We start from the raw sequence: 25,688 nt of genomic DNA, 5'->3' as shown, positions 1-25,688 counted from the left end.
ACAAAGGAAAATGGAGATGACTGCAACCACCACGCCGGGCCGGATCGGCGGCGGCCTGCTCGACCCGAAACAGCTCTGGAAGTCGTTGCCCGACGCACTTCTCAAGCTCAACCCGCGCACCCTGTGGCGCAACCCCGTCATGTTCATCGTCGAGATCGGCGCGGTGTTCACCACCGTGCTGGCGATCGGCGACCCGTCGCTGTTCGCCTGGCTGATCACGATCTGGCTCTGGCTCACGGTGCTCTCCGCGAACCTCGCGGAGGCCGTGGCCGAGGGTCGCGGCAAGGCGCAGGCGGCCACGCTGCGGGCCGCCAAGCGCGACACCATGGCGCTCCGCCTGGCCGAATGGACGCCGGGCCAGGACCGCACGCGCTACCGCGAGGAGTCCGTCGCGGCTTCGGAACTGCGGCAGGGCGACGTCGTGTACGTCGAGGCGGGCCAGACGATCCCCGGCGACGGTGACGTCGTCGAGGGCATCGCCAGCGTCGACGAGTCGGCGATCACCGGCGAGTCGGCCCCGGTCATCCGGGAGTCCGGCGGCGACCGCAGCGCCGTCACCGGCGGCACCAAGGTGCTGAGCGACCGGATCGTCGTCAAGATCACGCAGAAGCCGGGCGAGAGCTTCATCGACCGCATGATCGCGCTGGTCGAAGGAGCGAGCCGGCAGAAGACGCCCAACGAGATCGCGCTCAACATCCTGCTGGCCGCGCTGACGATCATCTTCCTGTTCGCGGTGGTCACGCTCCAGCCGATGGCGATCTTCGCCAAGGCGTTCCAGGGCGCGGCGCCGGACACGGCGGCCCTGAACGCGGACGGCATCTCCGGCATCGTGCTCGTCTCGTTGCTGGTCTGCCTCATCCCGACCACCATCGGCGCGCTGCTCTCCGCGATCGGCATCGCGGGCATGGACCGCCTCGTCCAGCGCAACGTGCTGGCGATGTCGGGCCGTGCGGTGGAGGCCGCGGGCGACGTCAACACGTTGCTGCTCGACAAGACCGGCACGATCACCCTCGGCAACCGGCAGGCGTCGGAGTTCCTGCCCGTCGAGGGCGTCACCCCGGAGACCCTCGCCGACGCGGCCCAGCTTTCGAGCCTCGCCGACGAGACGCCGGAGGGCCGGTCGATCGTCGTGCTGGCCAAGCAGGACTACGAGCTGCGGGCCCGCGCGGAAGGCGTGATGCCGAACGCGACGTTCGTGCCGTTCAGCGCGGAGACACGAATGTCCGGTGTGGACCTCACGGACCGGCGCATCCGCAAGGGCGCGGCCGCGGCCGTGATGAAGTGGGTACGCGAGAACGGCGGCCACCCGACCGAGGAGGTCGGCGACACCGTCGACGCGATCGCCGGCTCCGGCGGCACCCCGCTGGTCGTGGCGGAGCACGTCGAGGGTCAGCCCGCCCGCGCGCTCGGCGTCGTCCACCTCAAGGACGTCGTCAAGGCCGGGATGCGCGAGCGGTTCGACGAGATGCGGCGCATGGGCATCCGTACCGTCATGATCACGGGTGACAACCCCCGCACCGCGAAGGCCATCGCGGACGAGGCCGGCGTCGACGACTTCCTCGCCGAGGCCAAGCCCGAGGACAAGATGGCCCTCATCAAGAAGGAGCAGGAGGGCGGCCGCCTGGTCGCCATGACCGGTGACGGCACCAACGACGCGCCCGCGCTCGCGCAGGCCGACGTCGGCGTCGCGATGAACACCGGCACGTCGGCCGCGAAAGAGGCCGGCAACATGGTCGACCTCGACTCCGACCCGACGAAGCTCATCGAGATCGTGGAGATCGGCAAGCAGTTGCTGATCACCCGCGGTGCGCTGACCACCTTCTCGATCGCCAACGACATCGCGAAGTACTTCGCGATCATCCCGGCGATGTTCGCGGGCATCTACCCGAGCCTGGACGCGCTCAACATCATGCGGCTGAGCAGCCCGGAGTCGGCGATCCTATCGGCGGTCGTCTTCAACGCGCTGATCATCGTCGCGCTGATCCCGCTGGCCCTGCGCGGCGTCCGCTACCGGCCCAGCAGCGCGTCGAAGCTGCTGACCCGCAACCTCTGGATCTATGGCCTGGGCGGGATCGTCGTCCCGTTCGTGGGCATCAAGATCATCGACCTGATCATCCAAGGGATCTTCTGATGCGCCTTCCTTCCTGGATCTCACAGCACCTGGCGGCATTGCGCGCCGTCCTGGTGTTCACGGTCATCCTCGGCCTCGCCTATCCGTTCCTGATGACGGGCATCGCCCAGCTTCCGGGCCTGCGCGACAACGCGAACGGGTCGGTCATCCAGACCGCCGACGGTCGGGACGTGGGCAGCTCACTGATCGGCCAGTCGTTCACCGACGCCGACGGCAACGCGGTGCTCACGTACTTCCAGTCCCGGCCGTCCGCGGCCGGCGACGGCTACGACCCGACCTCGACCGCGGCCTCGAACCTGGGGCCGGAGAGCGTCGAGGACACCCTGCCGGTGCCGGGCGCGGTCGACGACGAGGGCAACCCCGACGAGGGCTCGCAGAGCCTGCTCACCCAGGTCTGCGCGCGCAGCCTGGAGGTCGGCGAGCGGGAGGGCGTCTCCGGCGCCCGGCCGTACTGCACGCCCGACGGCGTCGGCGCGGTCCTGCGGGTCTTCTACTCGTCCGGTCTGACCGGGAGCGTGACCCGGGCGGTCAGCGTCAACCAGGCCGCCCCGGCGACCCCGTTCATCGCCACCTACGAGGGCGTCACCGTCGAGTCCGCCAAGCCCGGCGACGACTACTCGGGCGGCGTGCTGGTGCCGATCCGGGGCGACGCGCCGGCTTCGCCCGCGGTCCCCGCGGACGCGGTGACGGCCAGCGGCTCCGGCCTCGACCCGCACATCAGCGCGGACTACGCCGCGCTCCAGGTGACCCGGGTCGCGCGCGAGCGCGGCGCGGACCCGGCGGCGGTGCGTGAGCTGGTCGACGCGAACACGACGGGCCGGGCGCTCGGCTTCATGGGCGAGCCCGCGGTCAACGTGCTCCAGCTCAACCTGGCGCTCGACCGCGACCTCCCGGCCCGCTGACGGGGGCGGGGCGGTTCCGACATGGCACGCGGAGAACTACGCATCTATCTCGGGGCCGCCCCGGGGGTGGGCAAGACGGTGGCCATGCTCGAAGAGGCGCGCCGCCGGATCGAGCGTGGCACCGACGTGGCCGTGTGTTTCGTCGAGACCCACGGCCGGGCCTACACGGCCCGGATGATCGGCGACCTGGAGGTGGTGCCGCGGCGCTCCGTGGAGTACCGCGGCGCCACCTTCACCGAGCTCGACGTCGACGCGCTCCTCGCGCGCCGGCCCGAGGTCGCGGTCGTCGACGAGCTGGCGCACACCAACGTGCCGGGGTCGCGCAACGAGAAGCGCTGGCAGGACGTCCAGGAGCTGCTCGACGCGGGCATCACGGTGCTGTCGACGGTCAACGTCCAGCATCTCGAGTCGCTCAACGACGTGGTCGAGCAGATCACGGGCATCGTCCAGCGGGAGACCGTGCCGGACAGCGTCGTACGGGGGGCCGACCAGGTCGAGCTGGTCGACATGACGCCCGAGGCGCTGCGCCGGCGGATGGCGCACGGCAACATCTACCACCCCGACAAGATCGACGCCGCGCTCGGCAACTACTTCCGGGTCGGCAACCTGACCGCGCTGCGCGAGCTGGCCCTGCTCTGGCTGGCCGACAAGGTCGACCAACAGCTCGAGCGCTACCGCGACGCCCACGGGATCGGCCGGACCTGGGAGACCCGGGAACGGGTGGTCGTCGCGGTCACCGGCGGCCCCGAGGGCGACACGCTGATCCGCCGCGCGGCCCGGATCGCCGCGCGGGGCAAGGGCACCGACCTGATGGCCGTACACGTGGCCAACTCCGACGGCCTGACCGGTGCCGACCCGGCCCTGCTGGCCAAGCAGCGGCTGCTCGTGGAGAGCCTCGGCGGCAGCTTCCACCAGGTGGTCGGCGGCGACATCCCGCGGGCCCTGCTCGACTTCGCCCGCGGCGTCAACGCGACCCAGCTCGTGCTGGGCGTGAGCCGGCGCGGGCGGCTGGCCCAGGTCTTCGCCGCCGGCGTCGGCGTCACCACGTCGGCCCGCTCGGACGCGATCGACGTGCACCTCGTGCCGCACGCCGAGGTCGGCCGCGGCCGGCTGGCGGTGCCGGCGCCCGCGCTCTCACCGCGCCGCCGCCTGATCGGCTTCGGGCTGGTCGTCCTCGGCCTGCCGCTGTTAGCGGGCGCCCTGCTGCCGCTGCGCCCCGACCTGTCACTGCCCAGCGAGATGCTGCTCTTCCTCGCCGCCGTCGTCGGCATCGCGCTGGTCGGCGGGATCTGGCCGGCGCTGCTCGCCGCCGTCGCCGCGTCGCTGCTGCTCAACTACTTCTTCACCCCGCCGACCAACGAGTGGACGATCGCCCAGCGCGAGAACATCCTGGCGCTGGCCGTGTTCATCGCGATCGCGGCCGCCGTGTCGTGGATCGTCGACGTGGCCGCGCGGCGTACCCGGGAGGCCGCCCAGGCCAGTGCCGAGGCGCAGACCCTGTCCACGGTGGCGGGCAGCGTGCTGCGCGGGACCGGGCCGCTGACCGCGCTGCTGGAGCGGCTCCGGGAGACCTTCGGGCTCGAGGCGGTGACGCTGCTGGAGCGCCGGGCCGACGCCGGCGACCGGCCCGACCGGCACCGCAGCCCGCTCTCCTGGGACGTCGCCGCCAATGTCGGCGGGCCGCCGTGCTGCGCGCCCGGTGAGGCGGCCACGGAGGTCGCCGTCGACGACGGGCTGGTCCTGGCCCTGCGCGGGCGTACCCCCGCCGCTTTCGACCGGCGGTTGATCGAGGCGTTCGCCGCCCAGGCCGCGGTCGCGCTGCGCCAGGAACGGCTCGCCGAGCAGGCGGCCCAGGCGCGGCCGCTGGCCGAGGCCGACCGGATGCGCACGGCGCTGCTCGCCGCGGTCAGCCACGACCTGCGTACGCCCCTCGCCTCCGCGAAGGCCGCCGTCGACAGCCTGCTCGGCGAGGAGGTCGCGTTCTCGGACGACGACCGCGACGACCTGCTGGACGCCGCCCGCGAGTCGTTGGAACGGTTGACCCGGCTGGTTGACAACCTGCTCGACCTGAGCCGCCTGCAGGCCGGAGCGCTCGGCGTGACCGTGGCCGAGATCGGGCTGGAGGACGCGGTGCCGCGGGCGCTCGACGAGCTCGGCGCGGAGGTGCGCTCCGACATCACGGCCGACCTGCCGGCCGTCGCCGCCGACCCGGGGCTGCTGGAGCGCATCCTCGTCAACCTGATCGCCAACGCGCTGCGGTTCAGCCCGCCGGGCCGGCCGCCGCTGGTCACCGCCCGCTACCAGGCGGACCGCGTGGAGCTGCGGGTGGTCGACCACGGCCCCGGCATCCCGGAGGAGGACCGCGACAAGGTGTTCGTGCCGTTCCAGCGGATGGGCGACCACGACAACCACAACGGGGTCGGGCTCGGCCTGGCCCTGTCCCGCGGCCTGGCCGAGGCGATGGGTGGCAGCGTGCACCCGGAGACCACGCCGGGCGGCGGGCTGACGATGGTGCTCGTCCTGCCGGCGGCGGTCTCCCCAGGCGACGGCGCGGCGACCGAGGCGGTCGAACGGGCGGTGCGGGAGCGCCGCCACCGGCGATGATGCGGGTGCTCGTCGTCGACGACCCGCAGATCGTCCGGACGTCGCAGGTTAGAGCCGGTGCTTCTGGACCTTGCCGAGGGCGTTGCGGGGGAGCTCGGCCACGAAGATGACCTCGCGGGGTCGCTTGTGGGCCGACAGGGTCGTCGCGACGTGCTGGATCAGGCTGTCGGCTGACACGCCGTCGGCGACCACGTACGCGACCACGCGCTGGCCCAGGTCGTCGTCCGGGCGGCCGAGCACCGCCGCCTCGCGTACCGCCGGGTGGGTGAGGAGCGCGTCCTCGATCTCGCCGGCGCCGACCCGGTAGCCGCCCGTCTTGATCAGGTCGGTGGAGGCGCGGCCGACGATCCGGTGCACGCCGTCCGCGTCGATCGTGGCGACGTCGCCGGTGCGGAACCAGCCGTCGGCGGTGAAAGCCCTGGCCGTCGCGTCCGGTTGGCCGAGGTAGCCGGCGAAGACCGTGCTGCCACGGATCTCGAGCGCGCCCGGAGCGGTGTCGTCGTCGTCGTGGACCAGGCGGGTCTCGACCCCCTCGATCGGGATGCCGACCGCGCCCGGGCGCCGGTGGCCGTCGGCGCGGGTGGCCACGGTGATCAGCGTTTCGGTCATGCCGTACCGCTCGACCGGGGCCTGGCCCGTCAGGCTCTCGATGGCCGTGAAGACGCCGGCCGGCAGGGCGGCGCTGCCGGAGACGAGCAGGCGGGCGTGGCGGAGAGCTCTAGCGGCGTCCGGGGCGGCGGCGACCCGGTGCCAGATCGTCGGGACGGCGAAATAGAGGCTGCCCTTCGCCGCGGCGAGCAGGTCGGGCCGGGGTTTGCCGGTGTGGTGCAGGTGGCTGCCCGTGCGGAGGGCACCGAGGACACCGAGGACCAGGCCGTGTACGTGGTAGAGCGGCAGCGCGTGGACGAGGCGGTCGTCCGGTGTCCAGTGCCAGGCGTCGGCGAGGCCGTCCAGGCAGGCCGCGATCGCGGTGCCGGCGATGGGCACGCCCTTGGGTGGGCCGGTGGTGCCGCTCGTGTAGAGGATCAGTGCCGGCCGGTCCGTGGCCGTCGGGTCCGGCCAGGTGGCGGAGCCGTCGGTCCTGGCCGCCTCGTCGTCGAGGATCAGCTCCGCGCCGGAGTCGCGGAGGATGTGGTCGCGCTCGGCCGGGCCGGAGTCGGGTGGGACCGGCACGACGGGTACGCCGGCGGCGATGCCCGCGAGCACCGCGACGACCGTATCCACGGTGGACGTGGCGGTGACGGCGACCGCGGTGGCGCCGGTGATGCGCCGGGCCAGGGCGGCGCTCGTCGCGGCCAGGTCGGCGAAGGAGAGGGCGTCGTCGCCGATCCGCACCGCGTCGGGTGCGTCGCCGTGGGCGCCGGTCAGGGCGGGCAGCAGGGACACGCGGCCAACGCTGCCATATCGCCGCCGTCGGGGCCCCCGTACCCCTAGTGTTGTTGGGTAGTTCTAGGACAACGCGCCGTAACCCTTCCGACGGGCCGCGTGTCGTGGGAGCTTTGTGGGTACATCGGGTGGACCCACTCCTACGGGCGGTGACTGATGGGCGAAGAGGTCGACCAGCGGGAGTTCACCCGCGAAGATCGGGCGCGCTACCGGCAGAAGGTGCGCCGCTGCCTCGACGTGTTCGCGGAGATGCTGCGCGAGTCACGCTTCGACTTCGAGCGGCCGTTGACCGGCATGGAGATCGAGCTCAACCTGATCGACGACTCGGCCGACCCGGCGATGCGCAACGCCGACGTGCTGGCGGCGGTGGCCGATCCCGCTTTCCAGACGGAGCTCGGCCAGTTCAACGTCGAGATCAACGTGGCGCCGCGGCGGCTTGGGACGCGGGGTTCGGCGGAGTTCGAGTCCGACATCCGGGCCTCGCTGAACGCCGCCGAGGACAAGGCGCGCGCTGTCGGTGCGCACATGGTCATGATCGGCATCCTGCCGACATTGCGGCAGAGCCATCTGACGGTCGAGTCGCTGTCGGCCAACCCGCGCTACGCCTTGATCAACGAGCAGATCTTCACGGCCCGCGGCGAGGACCTGACGATCCGGATCGACGGGGTCGAGCGCCTCAACACGACGGCCGACACGGTCGCGCCGGAGGCGGCGTGCACGTCGACGCAGTTCCACCTGCAGGTGTCGCCGGCGCAGTTCGCCTCCTACTGGAACGCGGCCCAGACGATCGCCGGGGTGCAGGTGGCGCTGGGCGCGAACTCGCCGTTCCTCTACGGCAAGGAGCTGTGGCGGGAGACCCGGATCCCGCTCTTCGAGCAGGCCACCGACACCAGATCGGAAGAGATCAAAGCCCAGGGTGTACGCCCGCGGGTCTGGTTCGGCGAGCGCTGGATCACCTCGGTCTTCGACCTGTTCGAGGAGAACGTCCGCTATTTCCCGGCGCTGCTGCCGATCTGCGACCCGGAGGACCCGGCGGAGGCCCTGGCGCAGGGCGACACCCCGGCCTTGGCCGAACTGCGGTTGCACAACGGGACGATCTACCGGTGGAACCGCCCGATCTACGACGTGGTCCGCAACCGCCCGCACCTTCGGGTGGAGAATCGCGTCCTCCCGGCGGGCCCGACGGTCATCGACACGATCGCGAACGCGGCGTTCTACTTCGGAGTGGTCCGCACGCTGGCGGAGTCGGACCGCCCACTGTGGTCCCAGATGTCCTTCAGCGCGGCGGAGGAGAACTTCCACAACTGCGCCCGCAACGGCATAGCGGCCCAGGTCTTCTGGCCGGGCCTGGGCTATCTCCCGGTCACGGAGCTCGTGCTGCGCCGCCTGCTGCCGCTGGCCGCTTCGGGGCTGGACCTCTGGGGTGTGGCCCCGGAGGAACGCGACCGCCTGCTCGGCATCATCGAACAGCGTTGCCTGCTGGGCCGCAACGGGGCGAGCTGGCAGGTGGAAACCCTGCACCATCTGGAGGTGGAGGGCAACCTCGACCGCCGAGAGGCGCTCCGCGAGGTAGTGAAGCGCTACGTCCCCCTGATGCACAGCAACCAACCGGTCCACGAGTGGCCTTCCGCGTAGGCCTCGTCAGCCCACGTCCTGGGTGCTCGTAGCCCCGTCCACTTTGGTGTCGCGCCGCGAACGGCCGAGGCGATCGGCCCGCTGGACCTGGCTTCCGGTTGCGCGGTCGTGGTGTGGCGGTTCGACAGCCCCCGTCGGCCTCGCCTGCGCGCACGCGACCTCGCCGGTCGAGCCACCCGGCCGCCGCTCGTACCGATCGAGTCGAGCTTCTTGGCTTTCGCGGGGGTTAGGCGGCGTAACCGGTCAGTTCCGCCCGTCGCGGGGTACCACCGGTGCCGCGTACATGCTTAGACACGTGGCTACATGCGAAAGCATGTCGGCGCCGGGTGAGATCTGGGTCCGCACGCGTGGCACAGGATCGTCCCCGTCCGCGCAGCGGGAGCCCGACGGGCGGTACCGGCACGACCGCCGGCTCTACAAATCACTGTTCCGGCCCCGGCAGTTCGACTGCCTGGACTGGGCGCTCGGTGACCCGGCGACCTGGTGCGACGTCGGCTGGCTGCTATTCGACAGTGGCCGGGGACGGCATCCGCTTGGCGCTCGCCGCGGCCGGCGGCCGGGTGCTGTGGCCCTGCGCCAGTTGCGGTGCTGGACGCGTTACTACCGCCCGGGCTAACTTCTGGCTCTGTCTCCGTAACTGGCTCGCCGAGGCGATCGCCACCACTGTCGCGCAGACGCGATTACCGGTTGGTCCGCGGTGTGCGGGACCCATGACTTCACTGTGCCCAACAGGGGGCACGCGGGTTCCCGCGCCCGACGCCGTCGTCGGTCGTCGCGGTGTGGCTGGTCTCGTGATGTCTTTCTGGTTCGGGTGTGGGGCGCGGACCCGGCAGCTAAGCGGAGCGAGCGGTGTCTGGCGGGAGCGACGGTCCGGACCACCGCGGACCCGAGCCACAGTTCGGCGTTCTGGTTGGTTTCAGCGGCCGGCGGTGAAGGCGGTGGCGATCACGCCGACGAGGGTCAGGCCGAGTACTGCCTGGAGGAGGAGGGCCGGGCCGATGTGGGACCACAGGGTGGGGATGCGGGGGCGCAGCAACTGGCCGGTGGTGATGTTGACGATGCGCTCCACCTTGGGGGGTGTGCTGCGGTCCTTCGGGCGGACGACCGTCACCTGGATGTGGTCGGACGGCTCCAGCGCGCTCTGCGGTAGGTGGCCGTGGATCTCGACCTCGCAGAGGCGGCCGGCCGTGTCGCGGAGGCGTAGTGGCGTCACCAGGAACTCCGGCGCCTTGCGCAGGTCCTTGAAGCGGCGGGGCGCGGCGCCGCGGGTGCCGGCCTGGAGGGCCGAGAGGATGGCGCGGCCGATCAGCCGCCCCACGGTGGCGGCTGCCAGGACCGCTACGAGGATCGGCTGGCCGACCTTCATCTCGCGGGCGTATCCAGGCATCAGCCGCACGACGCGGCCTGTCAGGGTCGGTCCGGAGTGGTAGAAGACCGTCGTGTCATTCATCGCTGACCACCACTTTGCGTCAGGCCGTGTTCACCCAGTGTATTGATCAGCGCTGATGATCGCCCGTGAATGAATCGCCGTGAAGATCACCCGACGGGGCGACCGGCCACCTCCTCGTAGAGCTCGACGTAGCGTTCGGCCATGACCGCCGGTGTGAACCTGGTGGCCGCCTCCTGCCGGCATTCGGCGGGGTCGAGCTTGCCGGCGGCGATGACCAGGTCGGCCAGTTCGGCTTCGTCGTTGGTGAGCAGGCCGGTGCGGCCGTGGTCGATCAACTCGGGTAGGCAGCCGCGGGCCGTGCCGACGACCGGCGTGCCGAGGGCGAGTGACTCGACGACGAACGTGCCGCCCGGCTCCTCCCAGCGCAGCGGTGCGAGCATCGCGCGGGCCTCGGCGACGAGGGTGTCGCGCGCGTCGCCGGTGAGCGTGCCGACCCAGCGGACGCGGCTGCCGTCGACGAGCGGCGCGACCTGCTCGCGCCAGAAGCGGACGTCGGGGTTGTTGGCGGCGGCCGGGTCGCGGAGGGCGGCGGCCAGGTCGTCGGGCTGCTTGTAGGGGCCGACCGGGCCGGCCAGCACGAGGTCGAAACCGATCTCGTGCGCCAGGCGTACGCCCAGGTCCTGGCCCTTTCCGGGGGTGATGCGGCCGAGCATGACCAGGTGCTCGGAGCGGTCAGGGACGGGTCTTCGCTCCGCGTGTACGGCGAGCGGCGTGGCCAGGTGCACGTGGCCTATGGCGTGCGCGCGGAGTGCGCGCGGTGCCCTCCTCAGCTGCGACGCGCTGACGCCGTTGACGCTGATCCGGCCGCCGCCGTCGAACGAGCCGTAGAACTCGGGATGCTTTGCCAGGTCCCAGTGCAGCGTGTGCAGCACCGGGGTGGCGGCGGGCTCCATCGCGGCGAGCATGGCCAGACCGATCGCCTCGACGTGGTCGTGCACGAGGTCGATGTCGTCGCGCTCCCGGATCGTGCGGACCACGGACGCCTGGTGCGCGATCGCGACGCCGCTCGCCTGGTTGAAGGGGCGTTGCAGCCAGCCGAACTGGCCGTCCGGGAAGGTGGCGAGGAGCTCGTCGACGGGCTCGGTGCTGGTGCCGACGGAGGCGAGCACGACGGTGACGCCGAGGCGGCGCAGCTCCGGCACGAGCGTCGCGATGATGTTCTCGATGCCGCCGTAGCCGCGGGGCGGGACCGGCAGCCAGGGGCCGGCGTTGACCAGGACGGTGAAGGTCATGCGGCCGCCCCGCTTCCGCCGGCGGTGGCTATCCGGGTGTGGCCGTCGCCGCGGCTCTCCCGCGGCCTGTTCATCCGCGCGCCGTTGCTGTTCATGCGGCCACCCGGCTGCGGCGGCGCCGGCTGGCCAGGTCGGCCATCTCGCGCAGCGGCGGGCGCTCCTGGACCGACACGTCGGTGACGACGATCTCGCGGTCCAGGTTGGGCAGCGCGTCGGTGCCGCCGCGGCGGAACTGGGTGAGCAGGGTCGAGGGCTGCGAGTCGGCGGTGACCCAGCCCTGGCGCTGCAGGCGTACCCAGGCCGTGTGCATGATCTGCGCGGACATCCGGCCGAGCGCCTCCGTGCTCTGGTGGCGGTGGCGCCGCTCGCCGAGGTCGACCTGGGCGAGCGCGTCGAGGCCGACGAGCTCCAGCAGGTCGATCAGCATCGCGGTCTCCACGCCGTAGCCGGAGACGAACGGGAGCTGCTCGAGGAGCGTCCGGCGGCCCGCGTACTCACCCGCGAGCGGCTGCACGAATCCGGACAGCTCCGGCCAGAAGAGGTTCAGCAGTGGCCGTGCGGTCAGCTCGGTGACCCGACCGCCGCCATCGGCCTCGACCACGCCGGCGGAGTGGTGCAGGCCACGGTGGTAGAAGCCCTTGACGAAGCCGACGCTCTGGTCGGTGAGCAGCGGCCCGACCAGCCCGGTGACGAACCGGGCGTCGAAGTCCTCGAGGTCGCCGTCGACGAACGCCACGACGTCGCCGCTGGCGGCCACCAGGCCGGCCCAGAGCGCGTCGCCCTTGCCCTCGAGCCGGGGCAGACCCCGAGTCATCTGGTCCTGGCTGACCACGTGGGCGCCGGCCGCGGCCGCCACCCGGGCGGTGGCGTCGGACGACCGTGAGTCGACCACGATGAGCTCGTCGACCAGGTGGACCCGCTCGACGAGCTGTTGGCGGATGGTGGCGACGATCGCACCGATCGTCGCTTCCTCGTTACGCGCGGGAATGACGACGCTCACTGTCGTGCCGCGCTTGGCGGCGACGAGCTGGCGCGGCGTCCACTGACCCGCGGAGCCGGTGCGGTAGGTCGACCAGGCCTCGACCACTGGTGAAACTGTTGTACGCGAGTGCCACACAGGCACACCCCCAGACGCGATCCGCTGTGCCTTCAGTTCTGCTGTGCCGTTGCGCGCTGTTTCGTCGTGTCACACGGCAGTTGCGCGTTGCAGTCGCGGGCCGCCGTGCCTCATCGGCGGCGCCGCGGGCGCGTTCCATTTCCCCGGTTTGCCCGAAGCAAACCACGCCCGCTTTTACACATACTGATCATCGAATTGCGCATTGCCCACTCACCTGTGTGAACGTTTGATGACGCTGCAGGTGTCGATGGTTCCGTATGCCCGACTCATATCAGATGTTTGATCCGCATACGCCGGTGGCAAAAGTAACTGGTGTGACGCGGACATTCGAGGTGAAAGGTCGGTTTATGGCGAGTAGCGAAAAGTGTCGGATAGGGATGATCGGCGCGGGAAATGTCGCTCAACGGCACGCGCGCGTGCTGTCCAGCTTCGCCGACGTGGAGATCATCGGTGTGACCGACGTCGTGCCGCCCGCCGCCGAGGCCCTGGCCACGACGTGTGACGCGCCAGCCCTCCCGGACGCCGCGACCCTCCTCTCGCTCGAACCCGACGCTGTCTACGTATGTGTTCCCCCATTCGCCCACGGCCATGCCGAAGAAGCGGTGTTGGCGTCGGGGGCGGCCATGTTCGTCGAGAAGCCGCTGGGCGTGGACCTGACGGTGCCGACCCGCCTGGCCGCGGAGGTCGCCCGCCGCGGCACGCGCACGGCCGTCGGTCACCACTGGCGGTACCTCGACGTGGTACGCACGGCGGCCACGTTGCTGGCCGGCCGCCAGGTGCGGCTGGTGAACGGCATGTGGTGGGACAAGGTGCCTCCCGTGGCCTGGTGGATCCGGTCCGACCGGTCCGGCGGACCGGTCGTGGAACAGGCGGCGCATGTGGTCGACCTGGCGCGGGCGCTGGTCGGCCCGGTGACCGCGGTCTACGCCGCCGGCACCGGGGCGCCACCCCCGGTCGCCGACGCCGACGTCGACGCGGCCACCGCCGCGACGATGATCTTCGCGGGTGGTGCGGTAGGGACGCTCAGCTCCACCTGTGTTCTCGGCTGGAAGCAGCGCGCCGGACTGGAGATCATCGCCGACGGGCTGGCGCTGTTCGTCGGCGAGGACGAGCTGGTCGTACGCGACGGATCCGGACAGGAACGCCGCATCCCCGGCGATCCGGACGCCGCCCGGGTCGCCGTCGACCGCGCGTTCGTCGACGCGGTCCGCGGGCTGGGCGACGACATCCGCGTGCCGTACGCCGAGGCCCTCGAGACCCACCGCGTCACCTGCGCGATCGCGGAGTCGGCCCGGACCGGCCAGGTGGTGCGGCTGAGCCCCGGGCCGGTCGGGGCCGACGGCGCGGCGCCGGCGCCGTCAGGCGCGGCCGTCGACCGCGTCATTCCGGGCCAGTGGACGGCACCCGGCGGCGACGGGCGCCCGGACGCGGCAGCCGTCGGACCGGGCGCGGCAGCTACCGGTCAGGGCGCGGCACCCACGTCGGTGCCCGCGGAGGGTGGGCCGGCCGATGGCTGATGCTGACCGGAACGTGGTGGTGGCCGAGCCGGGCAAGGTCGCCATCCGGGACGTCGAGGCCGAACCGGTGCGCCCCGGGACCTTCCGGGTCGAGACCGTCTTCACCGGCATCTCGGCGGGTACCGAGCTGAGCTACCTCAAAGGCACCAACCCCTATCTCGGGTCAACCTGGAACGCGGAACTCGGCCTGTTCGAACCCGGCGCCACGGCTTCTCCGTACCCGGTCGAGCGGTTGGGATATATGGAGGTCGGCCGGGTGGTGGCCAGCCGGACCGCCGCGGTCCCGGAGGGCGGCATGGTCGCGATGACCTACGGCCACCGCACGGCCTATCTCGGCGACCCGCTCGTCGACAGGGTGGTGCCCCTGCCGGCCGACCTGGACCCGATGCTCGGCGTCTATGCCGCCCACATGGGCCCGATCTGCGCCAACGGGCTGCTCCACGCCGCCGCCGACCTCGCACACGGCGACGTGCGGGGGCTCGGCGACGGGGTGCGGGGGAGGCGGGTCGCGGTTGTGGGCGCCGGCGTCGTCGCGCTGCTCACCGCCGCCCTCGCCCGCCACCACGGCGCGGCCTCCGTCGTCGTGGTCGACCCGACGCCGGCCCGCCGGGCCGTCGCGGCAGCCCTGGGTTTCGAGGTGCTGGACCCGGACGGCGCCGAGGACCCGGCTGTGGTGATGAAGACCCGGTGGCGGCACGCCGCCGGCGACCGCGGCGCCGACGTCGTGTTCCAGTGCCGGGGCCAGGCGTTCGCGCTGCAACTGGCCCTGCGGCTGCTGCGGCCCCAGGGCACGGTGGTCGACCTCGCCTTCTATCAGGCGGGGGCGGACGCGGTGCGGCTGGGCGAGGAGTTCCATCACAACGGCCTTTCCCTGCGCTGTGCGCAGATCGGGCGGGTGCCGCGCGGCCTCGCCCACGCCTGGGACCGGGATCGCCTCTCCGCCGAAACCATCGACCTGCTCCGTTCTCCCTCGGGCGCGCTGCTGCGTACCCACGTCGTGTCGGCCGTCGTGCCCTTCGAGTCGGCGCCTGAGCTGCTCACCGACCTCGCGGACCGCAAACGCCAGGAACTGCAGGTGATTCTGCGCGTCTGAACCAAGATCAGGTCGGTTGTCCACAGGCAGTTTCGAACACTTGTCCACAGGCTCGTGCCGGGCTCCGAATCGAGGCGTCTTCCAGGTACCGTTTCGGTCCATGGGAGTCATGCAGCGGTTGAAGAACAGGACCCAGCGGTTCCTCCAGCGTCCCGGCACGACGGTCGACCTGGCGCCGCTGCAGAAGGTGCTGCCCGAGATCGAGGCCCTCGAGGACGAGTTCAAGGAGCTCGACGACGCGGCGCTGACGGAGCGGGCCGCCGAGGCCACCAGGGTCGCCGAGATCGCTGCTCTGGGCCGCGAGGCAGCGCGGCGCGCCCTCGACGAGCGCCCCTATGACGTGCAGCTCCTGGGCGTGCTGGCGATGCTGGGCGGCAGCGTCGCCGAGATGGCCACCGGTGAGGGCAAGACCCTGACGGCGGCGATCGCGGCGTACGGGCATGTGCGCAGCGGCAACGGCCCCGTCCACGTGCTGACCGTCAACGACTACCTGGCCCGTCGTGACGCCGAGTGGATGGAGCCGGTCTACAAGCTGCTCGGCCTCTCCGTCGGCTGGGTCACCGAGTCGTCGTCGCCCGAGGAGCGGCGCGCGGCCTACGCCTGCGACGTCACGTACGCCTCGGTCAGCGAAGCCGGCTTCGACTACCTACGCGACCAGCTCGTCACCGACATCGACGACCGGGTCCAGCGGGCGCCGGCGACGGCGATCGTCGACGAGGCCGACTCCATCCTGATCGACGAGGCCCGGGTGCCGATGGTGCTCGCCGGCGCGGTGGCGGGCGAGCAGGACCCGGTGCACGTCGCGGCCGGTGTGGTGCGCGGGCTGCGCTCCGGCCGGCACTACGAGATCGCCGACGACGGCCGCAGCGTCGCGTTCACCACCAAGGGGCTCGAGGTCGTCGAGCGCAAGCTCGGTGGCATCGACCTCTACGACGACGAGCACGTGGAGCAGCTCTCCGCGGTCAACGTCGCCCTGCACGCGCACGCACTGCTGCACCGCGACGTCGACTACATCGTGCGCAACGGCGCCGTCGAGCTGGTCGACGAGATGCGCGGCCGGGTGGCGCAGCGGCGCCGCTGGCCCGACGGCCTCCAGGCCGCCGTCGAGGCCAAGGAAGGGCTCGACGCCACCGCCGAGGGGGAGGTGCTGGGCACCATCACGGTCCAGGCCTACATCGCGCTCTACCCGACGGTCTGCGGCATGACCGCGACGGCGGTGCTGGTCGGCGAGCAGCTCCGCGAATACTTCAAGCTCGAGGTCGCGGTCATCCCGCCCAACACGCCGTGCATCCGCGTCGACGAGGCCGACCGCATCTACGCGACCCGGCAGGAGAAGGAAGACGCCCTGGTCGCCGAGATCACCCTCAGCCACGAGAAGGGCCGGCCGGTGCTGGTCGGCACCCTCGACGTGAAAGAGTCCGAGAGCCTGGCCAAGGCGCTCGACGAGGCCGGCATCCCGTGCAGCGTCCTCAACGCCAAGAACGACGACGAGGAAGCGGCGATCATCGCGGAGGCCGGCAAGTTCGGCGCCGTGACCGTCTCCACGCAGATGGCGGGCCGCGGTGTCGACATCCGGCTCGGCGGCAGCGACCAGTCCGACCGCGAGCGGGTCGCCGAGCTGGGCGGCCTCTACGTCCTCGGCGGCGGTCGGCACCACAGCCGCCGCGTCGACGACCAGCTCCGCGGCCGGGCCGGCCGCCAGGGCGACCCGGGCGCCTCAACGTTCTTCGTGAGCCTCGAGGACGACCTGATCCAGCGCAATGCCCCCGACGCGATCCCGGCGTCGCCGCGCATGAACTTCGACGGCCTGGTCACCGACGAGCAGGTCGACTACGCCGTGGAACACGCCCAGCGGGTGTCCGAGGGCGTGCAGCATGAGATCCACCGCAACACCTGGCGCTACAGCGTGGTGATCGAGCAGCAGCGCAAGGCACTCTCCGAGCGCCGCGAGCGCGTGCTGACCACCGACGTGGCCGCCGAGATGCTGGAGAAGCGCGAGCCGGAGAAGGCCGAAGAGCTGAAAGAACTCGACGAGGACCTGCTGCCGCGGGTGGCCCGGTCGATCGCGCTCTTCCACATCGACCGGCTATGGGCAGAGCACCTGGCGGAGCTCTCCGAGGTCCGCGAGGGCGTCCACCTTCGCGCCCTGGGCCGCCTCGACCCACTCGACGAGTTCCACCGCGCGGCGGTGCCGGCCTTCAACGCGCTGGTGCCGGCGATCGAGGAGCGCACGGTCGAAACGTTCGAGGAGAACGAGTTCGACGAGAACTGGACCCCGGACGACAACACGCTCGTACGCCCGAGCGCGACCTGGACCTACCTGGTCCACGACAACCCGTTCGGCTCGGAACTCGACCGCCTCATCGCAGCGGTCGGCCGCCGCCTGAGCTCGGGCGGCAACAACTAACCGCCAACGGGCCTGCCCAGCCGGGCGTCGCGCACGCTCCGGCTGGGCGGCGCCCGGCTTGGTTCGCGCGGCGCGGCTACGTGGGGCGCGGTCATGGCCGCCTCGTGGTCCGTCGACCGCGACGAGCCCGTTCGTCGGGACCGCCGACAGCCGCGGCCACGCGTTCGTCTTCTGCTACCGCGTGGCCGGGTCGGCCCCGCCACCGACCTGGCGGGCCGCGGTCGAGCCGCGGACGATCAGCTCGGTGGCCAGCTCCACGTGGTGCGAGTCCAGTTTCTCGCCGGCCGCCAGCCGCAGTGCGGTGCGCAGGGCGACGCCGCCCATCTCGCGCAGCGGTTGCCGCACCGTGGTCAGCGGCGGCGAGGTGAGGCGGGCGACCTCGGTGTCGTCGAACCCCACCACGCTCAGGTCGTCGGGCACCCGCAGCCCGCGGGCCCGGGCCGCCTCGATCACGCCCGCCGCGGTCTCGTCGCTGCCGGCGAACACGGCGGTCGGCCGCTCGGGCAGGTCGAGCTGCGCGGCGCCGCCCGCGATCCCGTCCTGATAGCGGGAGTCGCCCGTGCGCTGGTAGTCGTCGGGCACGGGCACGCCGGCCGCCTCGAGCGCCGCCCGGTAGCCGTGCATCCGGGCCTGGTCGCGGGCCGACCGGCTCGAGCCGCCGACGTAGCCGATCCGGCGGTGGCCGAGGGCGAGCAGGTGCTGTGCCGCGGCCATGCCGCCCGCGAAGTTGGTGGAGCCGACGCTGGTCACTCGCTCCCGCTGCGGGTTGAGCGGGGCGATGACGACCAGCGGCAGGTGCGCGCGGGAAAGCGCGGCCCGGTCGGTGGAGGGGGGCTCGTCGACAACCGCGATCACCGCCCGCCGGCCCGCGGCGGCCAGGTCGCGCGCCCAGCCCCGCGGACGGCTGGCGTCGGCGCCGGCCTGGGTGCCGATCGCCACCCCGATGCCGGCCTCGCCGCCGGCGTCGAGGACACCCTGGATGATCTTGGTGGAGTACGCGTTGAGGTCACCCTCGAGGACCACCTCGATCCGCGCCGTGGCCGGGCTGCCCTCGGCCGCGGGCGACCGCCGGCCGATGTAGTCGTGCTGCGCCAGCAGCGACTCCACCAGCGCGCGGGTCCCGGCGCCGACATCGGGGCGTCCATTGACCACTTTGGACACGGTGGTGACCGAGACACCGGCGGACCTGGCGACGGTCGACAGCGTCGCGCGGCCGTCCCTGGGCGGCACGGGACTTCCTGCCATCACGGACCAGCAGGCGCGACGCAGCCGCAGGCTGACGACACCGCGCCGGAGCGTGACCATTGCGCGGTGGGGCGGCCGTTGAGGCGCCACGGGTGCCCGGTGACCCGCGGCCAGCCTTCAGGCGAGTTTTCCCAGTTCTCCTGCCGGCCGTACACCGTGAGGTCCAGGGCGTGGTAGGTGGTCATCAACGCCTCCACGCCCCGCCCGGTGGTCCAGTAGGTCTCGTAGACCTCGTCGCCGTCGCGCAGGTAGCACGCGATGAACCCGAAGTCGCGACCGTCGGCCAGAGCCGGGTCGGAGTCCTTCGCCGAATACCAGGGGAACTCATAGCCCATGAACTCGGCGAACGGGGCACTTTCGTCGTAGGAGCCCTGGCAGAACACGGCGTAGGTGACGTCGCGGGCGTGCAGGTAGTCCAGCGTCCGCACGTGGCAGGTCGAGAACGTGCACCCCTCACACTGATGCTCGTACGGTTTGCCGTCGTGCCACATGTGGAAGTAGGCGATGAGCATCCGGCGGCCCTCGAACACCTCCACCAGCGGGGTGTCCCCGCCCGGGCCCCGCACCGTCACCGCCGGCATCACGGTCATGGGAAGCTGACGGCGAGCGGCTGCGATCGCGTCTGCTTCGCGGGTGTGGGCCTTCTCCCGGGCCAGCAGTTCGTCGCGCTTGCGCAGCCAGGTCTCCCGGTCGACGACCGGGGGCGCGGCGGCGCTGGACACGGGGGTTGCCGTCATGGCTGTCTCCTTCGTGGAGTGGTGATCGGTCACAGGTACAGACGACCGAGCCGGCGGTCGTCATCGGTGACCGATGACGGATGGGGTCGGCGGTCGTCAGTACGGTGGTGAGGACCACTGCGCCCCGGGGAGACCACATGTCCGACTCGCCCGACGAGCAGGCGGTCTGGCTCCAGCGTGCCTTCGACGCGCACCGGCGTGAGCTACACGTGCACTGCTACCGCCTCGCCGGGAACGTCACCGACGCGGACGACCTCGTGCAGGAGACCTTCCTGCGTGCCTGGCGTGCTCGCGACCGCTTCGAGGGCCGGGCGTCGGCGCGCACCTGGTTCTACCGGATCGCCACGAACGTGTTTCTCGACAGTCGCAAGGCGGCCGGTCGCCGGACCGTGCCGTATGGCGATCCGCTGGAGTGGTCCACCGAGCTCGGCCCCTACCCCGACGCCCTGCTGGCCGACGACCCGCAGACCGACCCGCAGACCCGTCTGGCCGCCCGGGAGACCGTCGAGCTCGCCGTGATCGCCGCGCTCATGTACCTGCCGCCTCGGCAGCGGGCGGCTTTCGTGCTGCGCGACGTCCACGGCTGGACGCCGCAGGAGATCGCCGCCGCGCTCGACACCCCGGTCGCGGCGGTCAACAGCCTCCTCCAGCGGGCCCGCCACACCCTGCGGAGCCACGCCCCGTCGGACCCGAAGGACTGGCGCCGCCCGCGGCTCACCAGCGAGGACGAAGAGATCCTGCGCCGCTACGCCAACGCGAACGACCCGGAGACGTTCCGGGCACTGCTCGCCGAGAACGTACGGATCACGATGCCGCCCGAGCCGCCGGTCGTCGGGATCGACGCGGCCACGGAGTTCCTCAGCCGACCGCTCGACTGGCGTACGTTCCCCACCTCCGCCAACGGGCGCCCGGCACTGATCAACTATCTCCGCCGGCCCGGCAGCCCGCACTACGAGGCGTTGGTCGTCGACGTGCTCCGCATCGAGAACGGGAAGATCGTAGAGAGCAACGCCTTCATCGGCGCCCGTCACGTCACAGCCTTCAACATGCCCGCCACGCTCGAGCCCTAGACGCCGCCCCGGGGGAACCCGGCACCGGGGGCGAACGGCGTGTTCGGTCGATTTAGTGATCAGGAACGCATAGCGCGCTGGAACTTGCCCCGGGGGATCTCCGTGCGGGCAGTATGGCGTGGAGGCGCGCACCCTGGGTACACGGGGTGCCGCGGTCGCACAGGGGGCGTTCGCGTCCGCGGTGCGGGGGGAGGACAACTGAGATGGCGGGTCCTGGTTCGGACGGGGATCCCACCAGTCTGGTGGCGGTGGAGACCGCCGCTCTGCTGCGGGAGCTGACCGCCGGGCTTCTGGCCAGCAACGACCTCGAAGAGGCGTTGGATCATCTGGCCAAGACCAGCCGGCATGCGCTGCCCGGCGTGGCGTGGTCCAGCGTCACCCTGCTGCGGGCGGGGGAGCCGGCCAGTGTCGCCGCGTCGGATCGGCGGGCGCGGCGGCTGGACTCGCTGCAGTACGCCGCCGACGGGCCCGCGATGAGTGCCATCCGCCAGCGTGAGGTCATCCTCGCCGACGATCTTCACAGCGAGACGCGGTGGAACGAGTGGACGCCGCGGGCCGTGACCTACGGCGCCTGCGCCGTGCTCGCGGCGCCCGTCGACGTTGACGATCAGGTGCTTGGATCGATCAGCTTGTACGCGTGTGCGCCCGGCGTCCTCGGCCAGGGCGCCCAGCTCACCGCGATGTTGCTCGCCGAGCATGCCGGTCTGCTGCTCGCGGCGGTGCGGGAGCGTGACCGCCGCGACTCCGTGCCCAGCGATCTCGCCGACACCCTCGCCTCGGGTGAGGTGATCGGCCAGGCGATCGGGGTCGTGATGATGCAGCGCCGTTGCCCGCCGGCCGAGGCCCTCGACGTCCTGCGCGGCGCGTCCACCGCGCTCTCCATTCCCGTCGAGGACGTGGCCCGGCGGCTGGTCCGTTCGGCCGAGGACCGCGCCCGCGCCAGCGCCGGCTGATCTCCCTCCCTGGCCCGATCGGCGAGCACGCCCCCGTGCCGCCGCTTTCCTGAGGTTCGGCGGATATGTCGGGAATGGAGGGTCGGGCGGATCGGGGGATGAGTGCTGTCCGAAGCGGCGAGCCTGAACGGATGGTGCCTACAATGCTCAAACCGTATCGATCGGGTGAATCGGGCGACGTGGGTTTTTGTCCACGGGTTTCGGGTAATGGCGCGTGGCACCCTGACCACGACTTATCAAGGCTGGAGGAGCTCGTGGATACCCGCCTTCGGATCTCCGGCCATCCAATCCAGCCGGTGCTGATGACGTTTCCGGTTGGTCTGTACGTGTGTGCCGTCGTGTTCGACGTCGGGCGGCTGGTCGGTGCGCCGGCGATCGTCGGGGAAGTGGGTTACTGGACGGCCGTGGCCGGGCTGGTGGCTACCGCTCTGACGATGGTGGCCGGCATGGTCGACCTCTGGGACGTGCCGGCCGGCCCCGCGCGCCGCGACGTCATGACCTTCAACGCCGTCAACGCCGCCATGGCCGGGATCTTCCTGGTGGTCTGCCTGATGCGGGCCGGTAGCGGCCACATGGTCGCCAGCGTGCCCATGGTCGTCATGGAGGTGATCGCGCTCGGCGTCGGCGTGCTCGGGATCCGGCTCGGCGCCGGGCTCATGCGGCGCTTCGGCACGATGGCGGGGGACCGCGTCGGCCCGAAGGGCCGCCGCCTGGTCGCGACGCCGGCGGCGGACGGTTCCGGCACCGTGTACGCGACCAACCGCGCCGCCCACCGTGCCGGCCTCGCGTTCCGCCAGCCGGAGCCGAGCGACCTCGACATGACCGCGGAGTTCCGCCCGGGCCTCGCCGGCCTCGGCGACCTCGGCACCGACACTCGCAACCCCGTCTAGTTCTCAGCTGCAGCCGGGCCGCGCCTAAAGGACCCGCGTCACCCGCTCCGCCGCCACCCGCGACTCCAGCCGTGACCTGTCCAGGTTCGCGCACAACACCACCGACGCCCCCGCCGACAGCGGTGCCAGGAGCCACTTCACCGGGTGCTCGTGCGCCGCGCCGTCGATCAGGAGGCGGTCACCGCGGCACAGCGACGCCTGTCGGGCGATCTCGACCGCGATCGAACCCCACTGGGCGTACGTCGTGCCGTCCGCGCTCGCCGGGTCCGTTGCCCGCAGGAAGACCATCGGGTCCGGGTCGCCCGCGTGCATCGCCACCGACGGCAGGAACTCCCGGTAGCCCGACGGGGTCGCGACCGGGCGTTTCTCGTCGCCCACGTCGAACAGCAGGCGGTGCGTCGCCGCCGGGACGTCGACCAGCCAGTCGTCCAGTGCGCCCCGCGACACGAACACCGCGTCGAACGGTTCGACCGCCGAGTCCAGGGCCGGCAGGCCCGCCGTCGCCGACAGGCGGAACGAGACCGCCACCCCCGCCGACCACGCGCCGAGCAGCGCCGCCGCCGTCTGCCAGTGTGGCGGCAGCAGCACCGCGACCCGGCTGCCCAGGCCCAGGCCGCACGACGACAGCAGCGACGTGACCGAGGACGCCAGCCGCCCCAACTCCGGCGCGGTCAGTGCGACGCGCGATCCCGAAGCGTCGTCGTAGAACGTCAGCAGCGGCGGGTCCGCAGGCGAGACGGGCGAGACCAGCGAGTCCTCCACGCCGGACACCCTACCGTCAGCCTGGCAGCGCACCCTCGGCAACGCAGGCCGCCCGCAGCGCCGCCGCCTCGCCCTCCGCCGGGCGCAGCACCGCCACGAGCGTCGGACCCTGGGAGACCACGCTCGCGGAGAGGGCCCGGCCGCCGTGCTCGCGCAGCGCCGGGCGCGTCGACCGGGCGAACATCGCCGACAGCTTGCGGAACTCCGCCTCGCTCAACTCGACCGCGGACGTGCGCGCGAACGACCCGCACGCCCGCAGGCCCGGATCCTGGCCGACCCGGACGTCGTAGGTCATCCAGGCGCTGCCCAGCAGGATCACCACCACCGCGCCCACGATCAGGCCGATGAACGCCTTGCGGGCGCGGGGTGTCATCTGCCACTCGGGCGTGGCGACCGGCGACGCTGACATCAGGGCAGCTCCGTGGCGGTGGCACCAGCGGGACCCAGCTATTCAACCGGACGAAAGCGGCTCGTGGTGCAGATCAACAAGAACCACACGAACGGGCTAACCCGTCAGTGGTACGCCCGGCGGTGCGCAGCCAGCAGATCCGCGCCGAAGTCGCTCGACGGCCGGCGCAGCACCGTGTGCGCGTGGTTCCCGCCCGCCGTGTTGTCGTACTCGATCAACAGGTCCTCGGCCTGGATCCGGTAGTAGGCGGGGACGCCCGGCCGTTCCGGACCCGACCACGCGAACCGCAGCGACTCCAGCGACGGGCTCAGGTCCTCGGCCAACGACTCCGGCAGCCGGTCCAGGTAGACCTCGACCAACTGCGCCAGCAGCGCGCCGGCGGCCGGGTTCAGCGACGTGGCCGACACACCCGCCGGTGTCAGGAAACCGGCGACCTCCGACGTGCCGCTCGCGATGTCCGGCGGCGGGGCGTCCGACACCACGGCCAGCGACCGCTCCGTCGGCGACAACGAGGCCAGCAGCGCGAGCGCCACGTCCTCCTCGGGCGCCAGCGGCCGCGACACGGTGTGCCCGCCGTACGCGACCCGGGCCGGGTTGGCCCCGAAGAACACCGGCGCCGGTGACACCGCGGACCCCACCACCGTCATCGACACCGACAGGTGATGCCCCTCGAACCGCCACGACCAAGGCGCGTCCGAGCCCGGGGTTCCGAACACCGACACCCAGTAGTCCAGGAGATGCCGCCCCCGGGCGAACGACTCCGACCGGTCCAGCACCTCCTCCAACGACACGATCGACAACGCCTGCGCGTACGCGTGGTCGCGAAGCCCGGTCGCCAGGAGTTGGAACGCCGCCTTCCGCGCCGCCGGATCCAACGCCGAGAGCGACACCCCGGGCCGGGTCCGCGGCCGGTACTCGATCCACCGCCGCCCCGCGTCGTCGAACGGGTACGGCAGCGGCGGGCCGACGAGCGACAGCAGCCGCAGGGCCGCCTCGTCCATGGCGGCGGCGAGGCTCATGACGCCGCCCGCAGCAGCGCCGCCATCTCCGGCAGCTTGAAGAACTCCGCGGTCGCCAGCGCCGACGGCCCACCGGCGGCCGGTGACGCCCCCGCGTCCAGCAGCGCGCCCACCGACACGCGGTTCTGCCGGAACACGGCCGCCGCCAGCGCCGTCTGCCCGCGGTCGTTGGCCCGGTCCGGGTCCGCGCCCCGCGCGAGCAACGCCGAGACCGTCGCCGGGTGGTCGTGGTAGGCGGCCAGGATCAGCAGGGTGTCGCCCTTGTCGTTGGTCAGGTCGACCGGCAGCCCGGCGTCGACCTGAGTCGCGAGCTCCTCCGTCGCCCCGGACCGGGCGAGGTCGAACATCCGGTGCGCGTACGCCAGCGTCGCGTCGTCGAGTTCCTCGGTCACGACGTCCAGCCTCACACACCCGCCCGTGCCGTCACCATGCAAGGATCAAGAACGTGGGAGATGTCCGCCGGATCGACCTCGGCTGGTTCGTCCGGCCGGCGGACGAGGCCGGCACCGCGCACCCCCGCGTCGAGCCGGTCTACGGCTACCTGGTCCGCCGCCCCGAGGGCCTCCTGCTCTTCGACACGGGCATGGGCAGCCACCCCGACGTCGACGCCCACTACCGCCCGACCCGCCGCCCGCTCGACGAGGCGCTCGCGCACGCCGGCGTCACAACGGAAGACGTCACGGTGGTCGTCAACTGCCACCTGCACTTCGACCACTGCGGCGCCAATCCCAGCTTCAGGAACAAGCCGATCGTCGTGCAGCGCACAGAGCTCGAAAGCGCCCGCAGCACACCGGACTACACCCTCCCCGAGCTGGTCGACTTCGACGGCGCCCACTACCTCGAGATCAGCGGTGAGACCGAGCTGTGGCCCGGCGTGTGGATCATCCCGACCCCGGGACACACCGACGGGCACCAGTCGGTGGCCGTGCGCCGCGACGACGGCACGGTGATCCTCGCCGGTCAGGCCCGCGACGACGCCACCGCGTACGGGCGTGACGTGCTCGCCCACCACGCGCCCGACGTCCCGTACCCGACATGGGTCGACCGCTTGAAAGAGCTCGACCCCAAGGCGGTCGTCTTCGCACACGACGCCGCCGTCTGGATGCCCGGAGAGCGAAGGGACTAGACG

The 25,688-nt window shown here is 71.9% G+C and carries 22 protein-coding genes; 12 read left to right on the top strand and 10 right to left on the bottom strand.

All coding sequences use genetic code 11. The annotated features are described in order from the left end of the window. The first annotated feature begins 16 nt into the window (after positions 1 to 16). Genes kdpB through Asi02nite_RS07450 form a run of 3 tightly spaced genes read left to right on the top strand, consistent with a single transcriptional unit; the run spans position 17 to position 5,637 of the window. Positions 17 to 2,131 carry a potassium-transporting ATPase subunit KdpB gene (gene kdpB, locus Asi02nite_RS07460; protein WP_239126548.1) on the top strand — a complete coding sequence of 705 codons (2,115 nt, stop codon included), beginning with the start codon at positions 17 to 19 and terminating at the stop codon, positions 2,129 to 2,131. Next, entirely contained in the window at positions 2,131 to 3,033 is a 903-nt protein-coding gene (locus Asi02nite_RS07455; RefSeq protein WP_203711422.1) for a potassium-transporting ATPase subunit C, read from the top strand. Before kdpB ends, Asi02nite_RS07455 begins: the two co-directional genes overlap by 1 nt. A gap of 21 nt (positions 3,034 to 3,054) precedes the next feature. Further along, a complete protein-coding gene (locus tag Asi02nite_RS07450) occupies positions 3,055 to 5,637 on the top strand; it encodes a sensor histidine kinase (protein WP_203711421.1) in 2,583 nt (860 codons plus the stop codon). A 48-nt stretch (positions 5,638 to 5,685) separates the two neighbouring features. Here the strand turns inward: Asi02nite_RS07450 and Asi02nite_RS07445 are convergent, their stop codons facing one another. Further along, a complete protein-coding gene (locus Asi02nite_RS07445) occupies positions 5,686 to 7,023 on the bottom strand; it encodes an AMP-binding protein (protein WP_203711420.1) in 1,338 nt (445 codons plus the stop codon). 156 nt (positions 7,024 to 7,179) lie between these two features. On the opposite strand from Asi02nite_RS07445, the gene Asi02nite_RS07440 reads away from it, so the two are divergent. After that, positions 7,180 to 8,658 (top strand): glutamate-cysteine ligase family protein, encoded by a 1,479-nt coding sequence (locus tag Asi02nite_RS07440; RefSeq protein ID WP_203711419.1) that lies wholly within the window; start codon positions 7,180 to 7,182, stop codon positions 8,656 to 8,658. A gap of 295 nt (positions 8,659 to 8,953) precedes the next feature. After that, positions 8,954 to 9,274, top strand: coding sequence for a hypothetical protein (locus tag Asi02nite_RS07435; RefSeq protein ID WP_203711418.1), 321 nt, complete (start codon positions 8,954 to 8,956; stop codon positions 9,272 to 9,274). Positions 9,275 to 9,574: 300 nt separating this feature from the next. Here Asi02nite_RS07435 and Asi02nite_RS07430 read toward each other — a convergent pair whose 3' ends face one another. The 3 genes from Asi02nite_RS07430 to Asi02nite_RS07420 all read right to left on the bottom strand — a co-directional run bounded on the left by Asi02nite_RS07430 (position 9,575) and on the right by Asi02nite_RS07420 (position 12,457). Beyond that, positions 9,575 to 10,108, bottom strand: a complete 534-nt coding sequence (locus Asi02nite_RS07430) for a hypothetical protein (RefSeq protein ID WP_203711417.1) — start codon at positions 10,106 to 10,108, stop codon at positions 9,575 to 9,577. Between the two features lie 86 nt (positions 10,109 to 10,194). After that, positions 10,195 to 11,340, bottom strand: coding sequence for a glycosyltransferase (locus Asi02nite_RS07425; RefSeq protein ID WP_203711416.1), 1,146 nt, complete (start codon positions 11,338 to 11,340; stop codon positions 10,195 to 10,197). Positions 11,341 to 11,431: 91 nt separating this feature from the next. Continuing rightward, entirely contained in the window at positions 11,432 to 12,457 is a 1,026-nt protein-coding gene (locus tag Asi02nite_RS07420; protein WP_203711415.1) for a glucosyl-3-phosphoglycerate synthase, read from the bottom strand. Positions 12,458 to 12,804: 347 nt separating this feature from the next. Here Asi02nite_RS07420 and Asi02nite_RS07415 point away from each other — a divergent pair, with 347 nt between their 5' ends. The 3 genes from Asi02nite_RS07415 (at position 12,805) to secA2 (ending at position 17,474) form a co-directional block, all read left to right on the top strand. Continuing rightward, the gene (locus tag Asi02nite_RS07415; RefSeq protein WP_203711414.1) at positions 12,805 to 13,974 is read left to right on the top strand and encodes a Gfo/Idh/MocA family protein; all 1,170 of its coding nucleotides are present in this window, start codon (positions 12,805 to 12,807) and stop codon (positions 13,972 to 13,974) included. Then, complete coding sequence (locus Asi02nite_RS07410; RefSeq protein WP_203711413.1) at positions 13,967 to 15,067, top strand: zinc-dependent alcohol dehydrogenase; 1,101 nt, start codon at positions 13,967 to 13,969, stop codon at positions 15,065 to 15,067. The genes Asi02nite_RS07415 and Asi02nite_RS07410 overlap by 8 nt, the downstream gene beginning before the upstream one ends. 100 nt (positions 15,068 to 15,167) lie before the next feature. After that, a complete protein-coding gene (gene secA2 / locus Asi02nite_RS07405) occupies positions 15,168 to 17,474 on the top strand; it encodes an accessory Sec system translocase SecA2 (protein WP_203711412.1) in 2,307 nt (768 codons plus the stop codon). 174 nt (positions 17,475 to 17,648) lie between these two features. Here the strand turns inward: secA2 and Asi02nite_RS07400 are convergent, their stop codons facing one another. Both Asi02nite_RS07400 and Asi02nite_RS07395 read right to left on the bottom strand, forming a co-directional pair. Next, positions 17,649 to 18,704 (bottom strand): substrate-binding domain-containing protein, encoded by a 1,056-nt coding sequence (locus Asi02nite_RS07400; RefSeq protein ID WP_203711411.1) that lies wholly within the window; start codon positions 18,702 to 18,704, stop codon positions 17,649 to 17,651. 14 nt (positions 18,705 to 18,718) lie between these two features. Further along, positions 18,719 to 19,456: a DUF899 family protein gene (locus Asi02nite_RS07395; RefSeq protein WP_203711410.1), complete on the bottom strand. Its 738-nt coding sequence runs from the start codon at positions 19,454 to 19,456 to the stop codon at positions 18,719 to 18,721. A 137-nt stretch (positions 19,457 to 19,593) separates the two neighbouring features. On the opposite strand from Asi02nite_RS07395, the gene Asi02nite_RS07390 reads away from it, so the two are divergent. The 3 genes from Asi02nite_RS07390 (at position 19,594) to Asi02nite_RS07380 (ending at position 22,369) form a co-directional block, all read left to right on the top strand. After that, positions 19,594 to 20,526 carry an RNA polymerase subunit sigma-70 gene (locus Asi02nite_RS07390; protein WP_203711409.1) on the top strand — a complete coding sequence of 311 codons (933 nt, stop codon included), beginning with the start codon at positions 19,594 to 19,596 and terminating at the stop codon, positions 20,524 to 20,526. Positions 20,527 to 20,729: 203 nt separating this feature from the next. Further along, entirely contained in the window at positions 20,730 to 21,479 is a 750-nt protein-coding gene (locus Asi02nite_RS07385) for a GAF and ANTAR domain-containing protein (RefSeq protein WP_203711408.1), read from the top strand. A gap of 143 nt (positions 21,480 to 21,622) precedes the next feature. Continuing rightward, positions 21,623 to 22,369: a DUF2231 domain-containing protein gene (locus Asi02nite_RS07380; RefSeq protein ID WP_203711407.1), complete on the top strand. Its 747-nt coding sequence runs from the start codon at positions 21,623 to 21,625 to the stop codon at positions 22,367 to 22,369. Between the two features lie 24 nt (positions 22,370 to 22,393). Here Asi02nite_RS07380 and Asi02nite_RS07375 read toward each other — a convergent pair whose 3' ends face one another. The 4 genes from Asi02nite_RS07375 to Asi02nite_RS07360 all read right to left on the bottom strand — a co-directional run bounded on the left by Asi02nite_RS07375 (position 22,394) and on the right by Asi02nite_RS07360 (position 24,951). Further along, the gene (locus Asi02nite_RS07375) at positions 22,394 to 23,131 is read right to left on the bottom strand and encodes a TIGR03089 family protein (RefSeq protein WP_203711406.1); all 738 of its coding nucleotides are present in this window, start codon (positions 23,129 to 23,131) and stop codon (positions 22,394 to 22,396) included. A gap of 16 nt (positions 23,132 to 23,147) precedes the next feature. Next, positions 23,148 to 23,540, bottom strand: coding sequence for a hypothetical protein (locus Asi02nite_RS07370; protein WP_203711405.1), 393 nt, complete (start codon positions 23,538 to 23,540; stop codon positions 23,148 to 23,150). Positions 23,541 to 23,644: 104 nt separating this feature from the next. Next, a complete protein-coding gene (locus Asi02nite_RS07365) occupies positions 23,645 to 24,559 on the bottom strand; it encodes a DUF3500 domain-containing protein (protein WP_203711404.1) in 915 nt (304 codons plus the stop codon). Further along, a complete protein-coding gene (locus Asi02nite_RS07360) occupies positions 24,556 to 24,951 on the bottom strand; it encodes an ankyrin repeat domain-containing protein (RefSeq protein ID WP_239126547.1) in 396 nt (131 codons plus the stop codon). Before Asi02nite_RS07360 ends, Asi02nite_RS07365 begins: the two co-directional genes overlap by 4 nt. A 53-nt stretch (positions 24,952 to 25,004) precedes the next feature. Here Asi02nite_RS07360 and Asi02nite_RS07355 point away from each other — a divergent pair, with 53 nt between their 5' ends. Next, positions 25,005 to 25,685, top strand: coding sequence for an MBL fold metallo-hydrolase (locus Asi02nite_RS07355; protein ID WP_203711403.1), 681 nt, complete (start codon positions 25,005 to 25,007; stop codon positions 25,683 to 25,685). Positions 25,686 to 25,688 lie beyond the last annotated feature (3 nt).

This window comes from Asanoa siamensis, from assembly GCF_016862555.1.
Classification (GTDB): Bacteria; Actinomycetota; Actinomycetes; order Mycobacteriales; family Micromonosporaceae; genus Asanoa; species Asanoa siamensis.
This window is presented reverse-complemented; position numbering and strand designations above follow the sequence as displayed.